Annotated in this window: 11 protein-coding genes and 1 riboswitch; of the genes, 3 read left to right on the plus strand and 8 right to left on the minus strand. The window is 74.1% G+C overall.

The annotated features are described in order from the left end of the window. Positions 1-10: 10 nt before the first annotated feature. The 8 genes from FH609_RS20080 to FH609_RS20115 form a co-directional block, all read right to left on the minus strand. Positions 11-4,501, minus strand: a complete 4,491-nt coding sequence (locus tag FH609_RS20080; protein WP_139707890.1) for a DUF6531 domain-containing protein — start codon at positions 4,499-4,501, stop codon at positions 11-13. A gap of 73 nt (positions 4,502-4,574) precedes the next feature. After that, entirely contained in the window at positions 4,575-6,524 is a 1,950-nt protein-coding gene (locus FH609_RS20085; RefSeq protein WP_139672551.1) for an FAD/NAD(P)-binding protein, read from the minus strand. A 77-nt stretch (positions 6,525-6,601) separates the two neighbouring features. After that, positions 6,602-7,486, minus strand: a complete 885-nt coding sequence (locus FH609_RS20090; RefSeq protein WP_139672548.1) for an ABC transporter ATP-binding protein — start codon at positions 7,484-7,486, stop codon at positions 6,602-6,604. Next, complete coding sequence (locus FH609_RS20095) at positions 7,483-8,721, minus strand: FecCD family ABC transporter permease (RefSeq protein ID WP_226961829.1); 1,239 nt, start codon at positions 8,719-8,721, stop codon at positions 7,483-7,485. Before FH609_RS20095 ends, FH609_RS20090 begins: the two co-directional genes overlap by 4 nt. Beyond that, positions 8,718-9,824 (minus strand): ABC transporter substrate-binding protein, encoded by a 1,107-nt coding sequence (locus FH609_RS20100; RefSeq protein WP_139672545.1) that lies wholly within the window; start codon positions 9,822-9,824, stop codon positions 8,718-8,720. The genes FH609_RS20095 and FH609_RS20100 overlap by 4 nt, the downstream gene beginning before the upstream one ends. 135 nt (positions 9,825-9,959) lie before the next feature. Then, positions 9,960-11,165: a peroxidase-related enzyme gene (locus FH609_RS20105; protein WP_139672542.1), complete on the minus strand. Its 1,206-nt coding sequence runs from the start codon at positions 11,163-11,165 to the stop codon at positions 9,960-9,962. Between the two features lie 114 nt (positions 11,166-11,279). Further along, positions 11,280-11,388, minus strand: a riboswitch (SAM riboswitch). 112 nt (positions 11,389-11,500) lie between these two features. Then, positions 11,501-12,217 carry a hypothetical protein gene (locus FH609_RS20110; protein ID WP_139672539.1) on the minus strand — a complete coding sequence of 239 codons (717 nt, stop codon included), beginning with the start codon at positions 12,215-12,217 and terminating at the stop codon, positions 11,501-11,503. A 113-nt stretch (positions 12,218-12,330) separates the two neighbouring features. Further along, positions 12,331-12,708: a hypothetical protein gene (locus FH609_RS20115; protein ID WP_139672536.1), complete on the minus strand. Its 378-nt coding sequence runs from the start codon at positions 12,706-12,708 to the stop codon at positions 12,331-12,333. Positions 12,709-12,870: 162 nt separating this feature from the next. Between FH609_RS20115 and FH609_RS20120 the strand changes: the two genes are divergently transcribed. Genes FH609_RS20120 through FH609_RS20130 form a run of 3 tightly spaced genes read left to right on the plus strand, consistent with a single transcriptional unit; the run spans position 12,871 to position 15,049 of the window. Then, entirely contained in the window at positions 12,871-13,260 is a 390-nt protein-coding gene (locus FH609_RS20120) for a GntR family transcriptional regulator (protein WP_139672533.1), read from the plus strand. Continuing rightward, on the plus strand, positions 13,257-14,201 hold the full coding sequence (locus FH609_RS20125; protein WP_139672530.1) for an ABC transporter ATP-binding protein: 945 nt from the start codon (positions 13,257-13,259) through the stop codon (positions 14,199-14,201). Before FH609_RS20120 ends, FH609_RS20125 begins: the two co-directional genes overlap by 4 nt. Further along, positions 14,198-15,049 (plus strand): ABC transporter permease, encoded by an 852-nt coding sequence (locus FH609_RS20130; RefSeq protein ID WP_139672527.1) that lies wholly within the window; start codon positions 14,198-14,200, stop codon positions 15,047-15,049. Before FH609_RS20125 ends, FH609_RS20130 begins: the two co-directional genes overlap by 4 nt. Positions 15,050-15,051 lie beyond the last annotated feature (2 nt).

Consider the following 15,051-nt stretch of genomic DNA (forward strand, 5'->3'; position numbering starts at 1 on the left):
GTCCGGTGCGTCAGTAGCTGATGCCGAGCGCGTCCAGCAGGGGCTGGCAGTTGGACTCGCAGGGGTGGGCCGGCTGGCCGTGCATCGCCTGGTCGCCCCGGGGGCTGCGGACGCGGACCGTGTCCATGCTGCCGCCGCGCAGCGCGGCCGGGCCCTCGCGCCACTCCGCCTTGGCCAGGGCCATGATCTCGGCGCAGTGCCCGTGGTGGCCCTGGATGCGGACCAGGCGTTCCATCACGCCGCCGGGCACGAAGTTGATCTGTCCCTTGACGTTGTGGCCGAAGTAGGTGACTCCGGCGGGCGAGGTGTACTCCGAGGCGAACTTCACGCCCTGCTTGCCGGCGCGGAACTGGAGCCGGTCGGCGTAGCGGCTCAGCGCGCAGCTGATGAGGCCCAGCGGGTCCGAGGTGGTGGTCGGGTTGTCCACATACGCGGTCGCGTTGGGCGCCGGCATCAGGCCGAGCGGGTCGGGGGAGGCGTAGCGCGCCAGGTGCGGGTCGTAGTGCCGGTGCAGGTTGTAGTGCCAGCCGGTCTCCTCGTCCGCGTACTGGCCGGGGAAGCGCAGAGGGGTCAACTCGCCCTGGCGGCCGGCCGGTTCGTCGGCGTCGGGGGTGGGCGCGCCCCAGAGCGTGCGGGGCGCGGTGGAGGCCACCGTGCCGCCGGGGGAAACCAGTTCGGTCGGCGTGCCCACCAGGTCGGTCACGATCGCCCAGAAGCGGTCGTCGACCTCGCCCTGGGGCAACGTTCCCGGCCCGTCCTCGCCGGGGCGGGGGACCCGGCCCTCGGTCTGCGCGACGGGGTGGAGGCCCTGGTAGTCCCAGGTGGTGACGGTGCCGTCGGCGGCGGTCCGCTCCACCAGCGTGGTGCCGAACCAGGCGAAGTCCTCCCGCTCGGCCACCGAACCGTCCGCCGTGTGCCGGCACTTGGCGATCCGCCGGCCCACCGGGTCGTGGAGGTAGCTGAACCGGGTGCCGTCCGGGGTGGTCACCTCGACGAGCCGGTCCTCGCCGTCCCAGGTGTACCGCCAGGTGTCGGGCTTCCGGGAGAGCCGGACCCGCTGCCTGAGAACGATGCGCCCGGCCCGGTCGTACTCGTAGCGGAACCGGCCGGCGCGGACCACGCGCTCCGCCCGCTCGTGCGGCCGCGCCGCCTCCTCGTCGGGCAGGCGCGAGGCGGCGACGTTGCCCGCCGCGTCGTAGGCGTAGCTCTCCTGGCGGCCCCCGCCCTCGACCTCGGTGACCCGGCCCATCGCGTCCAGCGTGAACCGGGTGCCGCCGATGGCCACCGGGCGGTGGTCGGCGCGGTAGCGGTAGGCGCGCCCCAGCGTCCGGTCGCCGCCGGTGACCCGCTGTTCCAGCAGCCGGTGTTCGGCGTCCCAGCGCTGTTCGAGCACCGGCGTGCCGTCGAGCGAGCGGCCGATCTCGCGCCCGGCCTCGTCGTAGTCGAAGCCCAGCGAGCGGCCGGCGACGCGCAGCCCGGTGATGCGGTCGGCCGCGTCATAGGACCAGTCCGTGGTCCGGCCGCTGGGCGTGGTGCGCCGGTTGATGCGCCCCATCGCGTCATAGAAGTAGCGCAGGGACCGGCCGTTGACGGACTCGCCGACGATCCGGCCGGTGGTGTCGCGGTCGAACGTGACCTCGGCGTGCGGCCCCTCGGCGCGCACCAGCCGGCCCGTCGCGTCGTGCTCGTAGGTGGTGACCTGCCCGTCCACGTCCTTGCGGATCACCTGGCCGAGCGGCCCGTAGGTGAATGCGGCCCGCTGGCCCTCCGCGTTGGTCCTGGCGGTCACCTGGCCGGCCGGGTCCTTCTCGTAGCGCACCTCGCGGCCCTCGAAGTCGCGCTCGGCGACCATGCGGCCGGCCGCATCATACGCGTAACTCCAGGTCTGACCCAGCGGGTTGGTGACCTCGGCGACGGCCAGTTCGGTGGTGTGGCGCCAGGTGGTGCGGGCGCCGTCGGGCGTGGTCCGCGCGGTCAGCACGTCGAACGGGCCGTACTCGTTGCGCGTGATCCCGCCGTTCTCGTCGATCTCGCACACGCGGTTGCCCTCGCCGTCGTACGCCCAGCGGCGGGTGGCGCCGGTCGCGTCGGTGAGGGAGAGCTGATGCCCCTCGACGGACCACTCGGCGGTCGCGGTGGAGCCCAACGGGTCGACGGTGGCCACGATCCGGCCGAACGCGTCGCGGCGGTGGAGGGTGGTGGCGCCCAGCGGGTCGGTCTCGGCGATCGGCAGCCCCGCGGCGTCGTTGGTCAGCCGGGTGGTGCGGCCCAGCGCGTCGGTCACCGCGACCATGGCGCCGGTGGCGTCGAACTCCCAGCGCGTGCTACTGCCGTCCGCCGCCACCGCGACGGTGTTGTTGCCGCGCTCGTCGTACTCCATCCGCCAGCGCGAGCCGTCGGCCTCCGCCAGCTCGGTGACGAAGCCCCGCTCGTCGCGGGTGATGTCGAGGGCGTGCCAGTTGGCCCGCTCGATCCGGGTCAGCTCGCCGGCCTCGTCGTAGGAGTAACGGACGGTCCTGCCCACCGGGTCGGTGACGGAGAGGAGCCGGTCGTAGCGGTCCCAGGCGCGCTCGGTCCGGTGCCCCAACGGGTCGGTCTCGGCGATGAGTTGGTAGCAGTCATTGAACTCGTAGACCGTGGTGTTGCCGAGCGAGTCGGTGAACCGCGTGCGGTGCCGCTCGGGTTCGTAGCCGATGCGGCTGTCGAGGAATCCGTCAACGCCCCGGGTCCCGACGCAGCGGCCCGCCTCGTCGTAGTCGTAGGCGTAGGTGACGCCGTTGCGGTCCTCCCAGCCGGTGATGCGCCGCTTCTCGTCATAGCGCAGCCGCAGCGGCAGGCCCGAGGAGTTGACGACCTCCGCCAGGTTGCCCGCCGCGTCGTAGCCGTAGCCGAGCAGGCGGGGGCGCTCGGGGTGGCTGAGCAGGCGCAGTTCGGTGATCCTGCGGTCCCTGGTGGTGACGCCGACGCGGTAGCCGCCGTGGTGGACCACGGCGGACGGGGCGCCGTCGGCGTCGTACTCGACGCTGATCCGGTTGTCGTTGCGGTCGGTGATGGCGACCAGCGGGAGTTCGCCGCCGCGCCGGCCGGGGACGGACGCGAAGTGCAGGGTCTGCCCGCTGTCGGGGCGGTGCACGGTCAGCGGGTCGCCGGGCTCGCCGGACCAGGCCAGCGGCCAACGGGGGCCCTCGACCGGCAGCACCGGGGTGTCCGGCAGCGGCGCCGGGTAGTCCAGGATCATCCCGTCGTCGGTGATCAGCCGGCCGCCGCCGGCGTCCAGGACGATGCGCTGGTCGAGCGTCGAGGACCAGGACGGGCCGAACCAGGTGCCCTCGCGCAGGCTGGACCGGTGGTGCCGCCGGATCACCAGCGGCAACACGCCCTGGAGTTCGACGTCCACCGCCTCCATGACCATCTCGCCGGTGGCCATGTCGACGGGGTCGGTGCGGCAGATCAGGTTGTCGCCCTGGCGGCCCATCCGGCGAAGGCCCTGGCCCAGCCCGCGAATTCCCTGGCCGAGGCCCCGCAGTCCGGTCCTTGCCGCGCCGAGCCCGCCGCGCAGGCCGCGCGCCAGTCCGCCGAGGGTCGTGAGGCCCTTCATGCCGGGGATGCAGTCGAGGGCGGCGAAGGCGACGTCGAGGAGGCCGGCTTCGCCGCGTGCGTATTTGATGAGGGTGTCGGCGAGGACGACGAGGGCGGCGGCGAGGACGACCCAGGCGAGGGGGCCGCCGATGATCATGACGACGATGCCGAGGACGGCGACGATGACCTTGCAGATCTCGACGAGGGTGTCCCAGTTGTCGGTGACCCATTTGATGGCTTTCTGCCACCATTTGCGGTTCTGGATGCCGGCGTCGGACGCCTCGTCGATGTCGCGGGCGCATTCGCGGGCGGCTTCTTCGCGCATCTCCTGGGCGTCGAGGGCGAGTTGGCGGGCGGCGGAGAGGCGTTCCTGGGCGTCGTCGACGCGGCCCTGCGCGGCGCCGGCGGCGGCCTCGGCGGCCTGTTGGTCGCGGGCCGCCGCGCGGACGTCGTTCTCGTCGGGGGGTTCGACGTTGTCGCGTTCGCCCTCGCGTTGGAGGCGTTCGGCCTCGTCGCCGGCCCGCCCCACCCAGTCGGTGGCATCCCCGAGCGCCGACTGGGCGGAGGTGAGATCGGCCTGGGCGGAGATCGCCCGGTCCAACGCCCGGTCGGCCATGCCCTGGGCGGTCTGGAGCTTGGGCCAGTAGGTGTGAAGTGCTTGGGCGCAAAGACTGTAGGAGTCTTCCAGCTTGGTGAGGTTGTCGGGCACGCCGTCGAACTCGCGGCGGAAGGCGTCGGCGGACAGGCCGGCCCAGTCCAGAACGGCGCGCTCGGACGCCAACCCCCGGATCTTGCCCAGCGCCTCGCCGACGTCGTCGGCGAACTCCTGGAGATCGTCGGCGAGTTCGCGGACCTCGTCCGGGTCCCCAGGCGTCGGGTCCCGGTCCATGTCCACCGGTGACCAGTCAGACGGTCGCGCCATGATCCCCCCAGGCAGTGCTCCCCAAAAGCGACCAAACACTACCCACGGGTTCACTAACTGGCAATGGTCGACGTCACGTTGGCGAACGGCGGGCCGTCGGAACCGTGTGGTCCCCGCCCGCCACCGTTCCGGAGGCCCCGGCCCGGCCGGTCCCGGCCCGGTCGAGGACCTGGGCCGCCGCCCGGTCGGCCCCGGCCAGCAGCGGGGAGGGCGAGCCGGGGGTGGCACCGATGGCGGACCCCGGCTGCACGGCCTCCGCCGGGATGCCCAGCACGATCACCCCGGGATCGGCGACGCCCTCGGCGTCCACCAGGTGGAAGCCGTCCGGCGTCACGTCCAGGGTGCCGCTCGACACCGGCGGCCCCGACGCGCTGGGCCAGCCGTGCAGCCGGGCCCGCCCGTCGCGCAACAGCCCGTCGAGCAACGGGTCGTCGGTGTCGGTCACGATCCCCTTCGACATGCGGGTCTCCACAAAGACCCGCGCCCGCACCGGCGTTGGCCGCGTCACCGCCGACCTGCCGATGAACCAGCCCTCCTCATGGGTCACCGAGCTGTCCTCGCCGAGCAGTTCGAGCACGCCCGCGTCGATCAGCGCCAGCACCCGCGCCGTGCGGTCCGGCGGCGGCCCCGAGGCCAGCGCCAGCCCGAGCCGGTTGAACCAGCCGTCCACGTCCCGCGCCACGCTGCCGCCGTCCAGCGCGCCGGCCGTCGCCAGCCGGCGCACCGACCCGCGCAGCGCGGCCATCGCGCGGTTGACGGCGTTGCGCGGGTGGGTCAGCGGCGCGTGCATCGCGTCCAACTCGTCGTCCACGTGCTCGCGCACCCACCGCCGCCAGGTCTCCGGGGCCACCGGCCCCGGCTCCGGCGGCCGGTCCAGCCGCGCCACGGACATCGCCCAGCGCGCCGAGGCCACCGTGGTCGCGATGACCCGGTCCACCTCATCGTTGTCGACGGCGGCCCGCAGCCGGTCCAGCGTCTCCGCCTCGTCCGCGCCGGGCACCAGCGCCTGGCGGCGGTGCGCGAACAGCGTGGACAGCTGCGCCCACGCGAACTCCCGCGCCAGCTGCGGCCACACGTCGCGCACGAAGTCCTGCCCCGGCACGGCCGCCACCCCGGCGAACCACTCGGCGGTGGCAAGGCGCGGCTCGTACCTCGGCGGAAAGCCGTCCGGATACGTCGCCTTGGCGCGGTAGGGGAGGCCGCGCCGCGAGCCGGCCACCAGGCGCGGCTCGCGCCCGCTCGGCCGATACCGCAGGCGCGCCGGCCGGAGCGGGTCGCCGGCCGACTCGAAGCGCCCGCCCCTGCCCTCGGTGAGCAGCGCCACCACGTCGAAGAAGTTCGCGCCCAGGCCGGTCACCAGCGTGGTCTCCCCCGCGGGCACCCGGTCCCAGTCCCGCTCGGCCGGCATCCCCGGCTCGATGTAGACCAGCCCGTCCCGTTCCGCCGCCGCCACCAGGGCCCGCACCCGGGGCGAGCGCTTCGCCTGCACCATGCCCTGCGCCAACACCACGGTGCGGGCGGCGAGTTCACGCCCCCCGGCCAGCCGGACGGCGCGCGTGCCGTCCGCGCGCCGGGTCAGGTCAACCGCCGTGCCCAGCACCCGCGTGACGCGCACCCGCCCGGCGCGCTCCGCGCGCGCCAACTGCTCGCGGTAGTAGACGCCCTGGATGCGGCGGCTCGGATAGGACCAGGGGCGCAGCGCGGCCGCCTCCTCGGCCACCCACCCGGGGCGGTCGGGCGGCGGCTCGCTCTCCCTGGCCCAGGTGATCAGGTCGGGGCCCGGCGTCACCGGCCCGGTCATCGGCGTGGACGCGTCGGTGTAGATGGTGGTGTGCGCGCTGTAGGTGTTGTTGAGCAGCAACGGGGACTGGTCGGTGCGCCAGGTCGCGCCGGCGCCGACCTCGATCCGGTCAACGAGCGCGACCCGCAGCGGCGGCGCGTCGTCCCGGTGGCGGGCGGTCAGCCGTTCCACGACCGCGACCGCGCGCGGCCCGCCGCCCACCACCACGGCGTCGAAGGTCACGCGACCGCCCGCGCTCCGGGGCGCGTTGCCCGTTCCCCGCGCCGCCGGCACAGCGGCCCCGCCCGTTCCGCGCGCCGTCACGCCGGCTCCGCCGGCTTCGCCGCCGGCAGCCCGCCACCGAAGGCCGCAGCCGCCGCACCGTTCCCCGCCGCCCCCGTCGCGGCCGTCGCCCCCGCCGCCCCCGTCGCCAACGCCGGCTCCAGCGCCGCCGGCCGCACCTCGACGCCGTGCTCGCCCCGCGTGACCCGCACGTCCAGCCCGTACACTCGGCTGAGCACGGCCGCGTCGAACGCCTCCGCCGGCGGCCCGTCCGCGACCACCCGCCCGCCGTCCAACAGCACCGCCTGGTCGCAGAAGTGCGCCGCGTGGTTGAGGTCGTGGATCGCGATCAACGCGGTCACCCCCTCCTCCCTGGTCACCGAACGGACGATCTGGAGCGTCTCGATCTGGTACCGCAGATCCAACGCCGACGTCGGCTCGTCCAGCAACAGCACCCGGGGCTGCTGCGCCAACGCCCGTGCGATCAGCACCCGTTGGGCCTGCCCGCCGGACAGCTGGGACAGCGGGCGGTCGCGCAGCTCGGACAGGTCGAGCCGTTCGATCGCCGCGTCCACCGTCGCCCAGTCCCGCCGGGTCGGCCGCAGCCCGATGTGCGGGGTGCGCCCCAACAGCACGGCCTCCCGCACGGTCTGGTCGAACGGCGTCGCCCCCGACTGCGGGACATAGCCGACCACCCGCGCGTGTTCGCGGCGCGCACTGGCCAGCAGGTCCCGGCCGCCGAACGAGACCGAGCCGCCGGCCGGGGCCAGCACCCGGGCGATGATCTTGGTGAGCGTCGACTTCCCGGAACCGTTGGGGCCGAGCAGCGCGCAGAACCCGCCCTCGGCCACCGACAGGGTGACGTCCTTGAGCACCTGGTTGCGCCGGTAGGCGAACCGCACCGACGCGACGTCGAGACTCACTGCGCCGCCCTCCTGGTCAGGATGAGGTTGATGAAGACCGGGGCCCCGATGAACGCGACCACGATGCCCACGGGAATCACCGAGGGCGCCAGCACGGTGCGGCCCACCGTGTCCGCGACCACCAGCAGCAGCCCGCCGGTCAGGAACGAGAACGGCAGCAGATAGCGGTGGTCGGCGCCGATCGCCAGCCGGGCGATGTGCGGGCCCACCAGGCCGACGAAGCCGATCACCCCGCAGAACGAGACCACCACGGCGGCCAGCACCACGGACACCACGATCAGCCCGACCCGCACCGCCGTGACATGGACGCCCAGGCTCTTGGCGGCGTCGTCGCCCGCGAACGCGATGGCGTTGAGATCGCGGCTGAACCACAGCAGCAGCGGCAGCGCCGCCACCGTGCACGCCCCGACCAGGCCCACGTCGCTCCAGCCCGCGTCGTTCACCGAGCCGAAGGTCCAACGGACGATCGCCTGGAGGGTGTTCTCGTCCGCCACGAACTGGAGGGCCGCCGTCATCGCCTCGAACAGCTGGGTGAGCGCGATGCCCAGCAGGAGCAGGGTCGCCGCCGACATCGCCTTGGCGGACGCCAGGCCCAGCACCAGCGCCGAGACGCCCAGCGCGGTGCCCAGCGCGCAGCCGATGACCAGCCAGGAGCCGGAGCCGGCCGAACCGCCGGTCAGCAGGATCGCCAGCGCGGCGCCGAACGCGGCGGCCGGCGAGACGCCCAGGGTGAACGGGCTGACCAGCGGGTTGCGCAGCAGGCCCTGCATGACCACGCCCGCCAGCGAGAGCGCGGCGCCGGCCGCGAAGGCCAACAGCACGCGCGGCAGCCGCAGGTTGATGATCACGGAGTAGGTCTGGGCGAAGTCCTCGGTCAGGACGCCGCCGAAGACGCGGAGCCGCACCGCGTGCCAGACGTCGAGCAGCCCGGCGTCGGTCGTGCCGGCCGTGACGCACCAGGCCGAGACCAGGACCGACACCACGGCGCCGATCCACAGCACGGCCGGCCGCCCGGCCCACGCGGGCCGCCGCCGACGCGACCGGCCGGCGGCGTTCTCGGCGGCAACGCCGGCCGCCGCGCCGCCCGTTGACCCTGCCCCCGCGCCGCCCGTTGACCCTGCCCCCGCGCCAACGCCGGCCGCCGGGCCACCTGTTCCGGGGCCCGCCGCGCCGTCGCCCTTCTCGAACTCGGCCCGGACGGCGGTCGCCGCCGGGTCCCGTGGGGTGGGGCTCATCGCGAATCGGCCACCCTCTGGATGTACGCGTCGGCGCCCGGGAAGTCCGCGCCCTGGAACTCCTCGACCCAGCGCGCCAGATACGCGTCCGGATCGACGTCGGCGAACGCGTCAGGGTGCAGCCAACTCGCCAGGTACAGCGCCCCGATGGCCTTCGAGAGACCGCTGGTGGCCCACCCGTTGGTCACGAAGACGCGGCCGTCCTCGACCGCCGACAGGCTCTCCCAGCCGGCCCGCCCGAACAGCTCCCCGGCCAGGGTGTCGAACCGGTCCTGGCCGGTGGGCTCCGCCGAGGGGCCGAACTCGTGGACCACGACCTCCGGGTCGCGCTCCAGGATCGACGCCGGGTCCACCGTCGTCTCCGCCTGCTCGTCGCCGCCGGTGTCCAGGTCGCCGAAGACGTTCTCGCCGCCGGCGGCCACGATGATCTGGTCGAATCCGGAGCCGGGCAGCCCGGTGAGGTACGGCTGCTCGGTCTCCCAGTAGACGCGCACCGGCTCGACGTCGGCGACGCGCTCGCTGATCACGCCGAAGATCTCGTCGTAGAAGCCGGCGACGCGCTCGGCGCCCTCCGGCTCGCCGAAGACCTGGCCCAGCAGGTCCACCGTCTCGTGGAAGACGTCGAAGTCCCAGGCGGTGGCCACGACCACCGGGATGCCGAAGGACTCCAGCTGCTCGCTGGCCTCCTGCCAGGCGCCGTTGCGGGGCAGGATGAACACGTCGGGGTCGAGTTCGACGACCGACTCGTAGTTGATCTCCTGGAGGTCCTCGCTGACCACCTCGTCGTCGGATATCTCCAGGTAGGGGAGGCGCGAGGCCGAGACGCGGTCATAGCCGACGACCCGGTCGCCGGCCCCGATGGCCTGGGCGAACTCGTTGCCGTAGCTGTTGAGGATCACCGCGCGCTCGGCCGGCCCGTCCAGTTCGACGGTGCGGCCGACGTCGTCCACGACGGTGAGTCCCTCCGCGCCGCCGTTGCCGGCGCCGCTGCCGCTGCCCTCCTCCGGCGACTCCTCGGTGACGGTCCCGCAGGCCCCGACGCCCAGCGCGAGGGCGACGACGGGGGCGAGGAGGGCGGACGCGCGGGCGTGGCGTTGTCTCATGGTGCTTCCGTTTCGGGATCGTTCGTTTCGGGGTCGTTCGTTTCGGGGTTGTTCGCTCGGGGGGCGTTCGCTTGGGGTGCCGGCCTGGCGGGACGGCCGGGGCGGGCGGCTGCGGGCAGGCCAGGCGGACCCGGGTCAGGGCCGGGGCGTCGCCGTCGTCGTCGGGTCGTCCGGCCAGTAGGGGTCGCCGAGGCTGAGCATCAGCCGGTTCGCCCAGGCGAAGAAGGCCGTCGCCGCCACCAGGTCGGTCAGCTCGGCGTCGGTCAGGCCCAGCGCGCGCAGCCGCGCGACGTGCTCGGGGGTGGCGGTCACCGGCGTGGTGGCCAGGGCGGCGGCGAACGCGACGATCGCCGCCCAGCGTTCGTCCTGGCCCTCGGCCAACGGCGCGGTGTCCAGCGGGAGCCAGTCGGCGTCCCGCTCCAGGGCGACCGCGAGCAGCCGGTCCACGTCCTCGGGGCGCTTCGACAGCTGGGCGGACTTGCGGGCGTGCACCGAGGCGCAGTAGACGCAGTCGGTCACCTTGCTGGTCGCGGCGGCGGCCAACTCGCGCTCGGCGCGCGGCAGTCCCTCCCGGGTGGCGAAGATCGCGGCGTCCAGCGCGGTGCGGGCGGCCAGCACGGCGGGCAGCCGGGACAGCAGCCGGAAGTACTCGCCGTTGGTCTTGCCCCGGAACGACGCCTCCTGTTCCTCGGTGAGTTCGTCGGTCGGCACCGGCGGCACCCAGGCCGTCCAGGACAGCAGCTCGCGGGTGTAGGCGACCGGGCGCTCCCGCCCGTTGGCGGCGGTCCGCGCGGTGCTCTTACGGCGGCCGCGCCCGGGCGTGGGGCGCGCCGGCGCCGGCGCGGGGACGACGGGGTGGCCCTGGAGCAGGCGCAGTCCCTGAACGGCGCGGACCTGGAACGCGGTGAACGCCGCCGTCTGGGAGATGGTCACCACGGCGTCCGGTGACCAGCCGGCGGCGACGAGCCGGTCCAGGTCCTCGCGGGTGGCCAACGCGGGGGAGACCGTGACGAGATCGACATGGGCGACGGCGGCGCGCAGCGCCGGGTCGGCGGGCGGGGCGTCGTCCCACAACGTGGGATCGCCGTCTCGCTCCGCGTGGTGGCGCACGAGGTCGTCGAGCCCGTGCCAGCGGGCGGCCAGCGCGGCCAGGCCCCGGCGCACGGGCGCGGGCACCGGCGCGTTCCCCTCGAACAGCGCCTCGCCGGCCGCCTGGGCGCGCTCGATCACCAGCGGTTTCCCGGCGCGGGCCGCCGCGATCCGCTCGTTCAGGCCGGCCAACCGGCCGATGTCGTCGGCCACTTGGCCGGCCACGGCCTTCGTCTCGGGGGTGGTGCTCATGGTGTCCGCCTCGTCGTGCTCGGTCGCTGGGCGGCCGAGAGGGCGGGGCAAACGTGTCGGGTACGTGACGAGAACGCGGCCCAGGGAGCCGAGGACCGGGACGAGTTCTCACGAGGAGCACGCTTGCCGCGTCACCGCGGCCGGGTCGTCGTCCCGGGGGCACCCCACCGTGCAGGAGGGTTGCCGGCCAGCAAGCCGGGACTTGGCGCTGGCACTCTTGACCTGCGGAGCAACCTAGCCCACCCGGACGGCTCCGGGAAAGCCTTTGTCCGAAATATGAGACAACTGTTCACGAAGTGGATACGCCCCAGGCGCCCCAAGGTGTTCCGGGCCGCTCAGTGCCCCAACCAGGGGAAGCCCAACGGCTCGGCCGCCGCCATCGCCAGCAACTCCTCGTCGTCGTGCGGCAGGACCTGCCCCAGGAACGGAAAGTCCGCCGGCTCCACCGCGATCCGCGCCACCGGCCGCACCGGCCGGGGACAGACCGCCTGCGCCGGCCGCACCCGGACGCCGCGCGCCACCATCGGGGCCTGAAGCTCGAACCCGTCGGGCGGCAGCAGATACACGCTGCCCGCCCGCCAGGGGCGCCGCGCCAGCACCTCGGCGGTGAGCGAGAAGTAGTAGAACGCGGGCGCCGGAGGCCCCAGATCGCCCGGCCGCGCGCCCATGCTGCTCATGAGAAACCGGTGGCGCTCCCGGTCCACCGTGGCGAAGAACATCGGCCAGATGCCGTCCGCCGCCGCGTAGACCCCGGGGCGGCTGCCCAACTCCGAGTCGTCCTCGGGCTGTCGCGGCTCCAGCACCCGGATGTCCGGATCGCCGCTGCCGTGCAGCAGCAGCCCACCGACGTCCACGGCGTGGCAGAGGAACCGCCACTTCGGCGCGGCCAGCCGGTACTCGATCACCGGCACCGCCCCACCCGGCCCCGGCCGCCCCAACCCCGCCAACAGCCGGTCAAACCCCGCGACGACCCCCCGCCCGGGCCCCACCCCCGCCGGCCGCGCCAACCACGGCGGCGGAAGCTCCGCTGACGACAACGCCTCACTGGCCATCTGCCCGACTCTACGGCGAACCGCCCGGCGGGCGGCAGCCCACGACGGGTTGGGCGCGAACCGCACGCTCGGACCGGGCGCGGGCGCGCCGTCCGGGAGCGCGCCGGCTGAGTTCACCGGAGCGAACGCCCGACGTCGATACGCTGGAAGCGACGGGCCTTCTCCACACGTCCCCCGCCCGTCAGGTCGAGAACCAACTGCCCACCGCGCCACACCCCTTGGACGGTGATGCGGGCCTCGTTGACATGGCTCCGGGTCGTGAACGACAGCCGTCCGCCGCTGACGGCGTAGGTGGAGCGGTGCACGCCGCGCTGGGCGGTGCCCGGCCGCAGCCAGCCCTCGATCGCGGCGGCCTGGTCGGGCCCGGGGGCCGGCTTGACCAACACGTCGAGGACCGTTCCATCCGCAAAGAAACGGAACACCTGTATGTCGGAGGCGAAGATGCCCTCGACGCGCGGGAGGCGGCCACGGCCGCGTCGGGTGGGCGACATGGTGACAGTGTCCCGGCCGGCCGAACCACACGCGCGTGGACCGGCCCGCCGTACCCGCCCCCGCCCCTCTCCCACCCCAAGAACAGGTCACCCATTGGGACTTGACATGCCGCCGCCCCTTCCACCACCCTTTCACTACTCAATTAATGAAAGGGTGGTTGGGTGATCGAGTACCGGATCGACCGGAGGACCGGGGTGGCCACCTACCTCCAGATCGTCCAGCAGACGAAGCAGGCCCTGCGGCTCGGCCTGTTGGAGCCCGGCGACCAGCTGCCCACCGCCCGCGAGGTCGTCGAGGCGACCGCCATCAACCCGAACACCGTGCTCAAGGCCTATCGCGAACTGGAGCGCGAGGGCCTGGTGGAGGCCAGGCGCGGCCTCGGCACGTTCGTGCGGAGGTCGCTGCGCACGGCGGCGGCCACCCGCGCGCCGTTCGCCGACGAGCTGACCGACTGGATGAGGCGCGCCCGCGCGGCGGGCCTCGACCGCGAGGACGTCGCCGCGCTGTTCGGCTCCGCTCTGGAGCAGGAGTTCACCGAGGGAGAGCAATGAGCAGGAAACCAGCGGCACTTGAGGCACGGGGGCTCGTGGTGCGCTACGGCCGCCGCCGCGAACCGGTCCTGCGGGACTGCTCGTTCCGGCTGCCCGAGGGGCGCATCTGCGCACTGGTCGGCCCGAACGGGGCCGGCAAGTCCACGCTCCTGTCCCTGGCGGCCGGAATGCTCCGCCCTGAGGCCGGAACGCTGCGGGTGCTCGGCGCCGGCCCGGCCGAGTCCCGGGCCCGGATCGGCTACGTGGCGCAGACCCGCCCCCTCTACCCGCAGCTCACCGTGGCCGCCACGCTCCGCCTCGGCGCCGAACTCAACCGGGGGCGCTGGGACCAGGAGGCGGCGGAACGGGTCGCCTACGGCGCCGACCCGGCGCCGAGCGTCGGCCTGGCGTCGAGCGTCGGCCTGGCGCCGAACGCGAGAATCCGCACCCTCTCCGGGGGCCAGCGCACCCGGGTCGCCCTCGCGCTGGCCCTGGGGAAGCGCGCCGAACTGCTGCTGCTCGACGAGCCGATGGCCGACCTCGACCCGCTCGCGCGCCACCGGCTGATGGGCATCCTGCTGGCCGTCGCCGTCGAACACGGCACCACCGTCGTCATGTCCTCCCATGTCCTCGCCGAACTGGAGGGCGTCTGCGACTACCTGCTGCTGCTCGGCAACGGGCGGATCAGGCTCGCTGGCGAGAACGAGGACATCCTGGCCGCGCACGCCCGACTCACCGGCACCTCCCCGGACTTCGCGCCGCACACCGTCGTGGAGTCCGGCGCGACCGGCCGTGGCCACACCGCGCTGGTGCGCTCGCGGGGGCCGGTCAACGCGGCCTCGTGGCTGGTCGAGCGGCCCTCCCTGGAGGAGCTGGTCCTGGCCCACCTGCGCAACCCCGGCGCCCCCGCCCTGTTCACGGGGAGCGCCTCGCCCACCCCGAACCAGGAGGCCGCCGCATGACCACGCTCTCGCACTTCCCGCGCCACGGAATCGCCCGGGCGCTGCTGCGACTGCACCGCGTGCCACTGTTGGGCTGGGCGGCGCTGGTCGTCGCCGGGGCAGCCGCGCTGACCAGGGGTGACGAACTCCGGAACGCCCAACTCCTCGCCTGGCTGCCGTGCGCCGTCGCCGCCTGCCTGGGCGCCGCGCTGATCGGCCGGGAACTGGAACGCGGCACCGCCACCCTGGCCTGGACCCAGTCCGTCACTCCGGCCCGTTGGCTCGCCGCGAAGCTGGCCGTCCCGGCGGCCGCGCTCCTCGGCGGAACGGCCGCGCTGACCGCGCTGTTCCGGTGGTCGTGGTTGACCGGTCCCGACAACGGGGTCAACCGCTGGAACAGCGAGTACTTCCACGCCGCCGGACCGGTGGGCCCGGCGTACGTCCTGCTCGGACTGGCGCTCGGCGCGCTGGCGGCGCTGCTCACCCGGCGCACCCTCCCGGCGGCGGGCCTGGCCCTCGGCGGCATCTGGTTGGCGTACCACCTGGGCGACCGGGTCCGGTCCTCCCTCTGGCCGGCGAACGAGGTCCGAGGCCCGTGGGGGCCGGAGCTGAACCACGTCGACCAGGTCGAGTTCGGGATGATCCTGGAGTCAGGAGAACGCGCCAGCGGCCTCGACTGCGGCGCCCAGGCCGCCCCCGGCGACCTCGCCACCTGCCTGGCGGACCACGGAGCGGTCGACTTCTACGCGAGCATCCACCCCACCGCCCACTACTGGCCGATCCAACTCGTCGAAACCGCCATCATCCTGACCCTCGCCGCCGCCACAACAGCCGCCACCTTCCGAACCCTGCGCCGCCGCCTGCCCTGACG

This window comes from Streptomyces sp. 3MP-14 (assembly GCF_006334905.2).
In the GTDB taxonomy this organism is placed as follows: domain Bacteria; phylum Actinomycetota; class Actinomycetes; order Streptomycetales; family Streptomycetaceae; genus Streptomyces; species Streptomyces triticirhizae.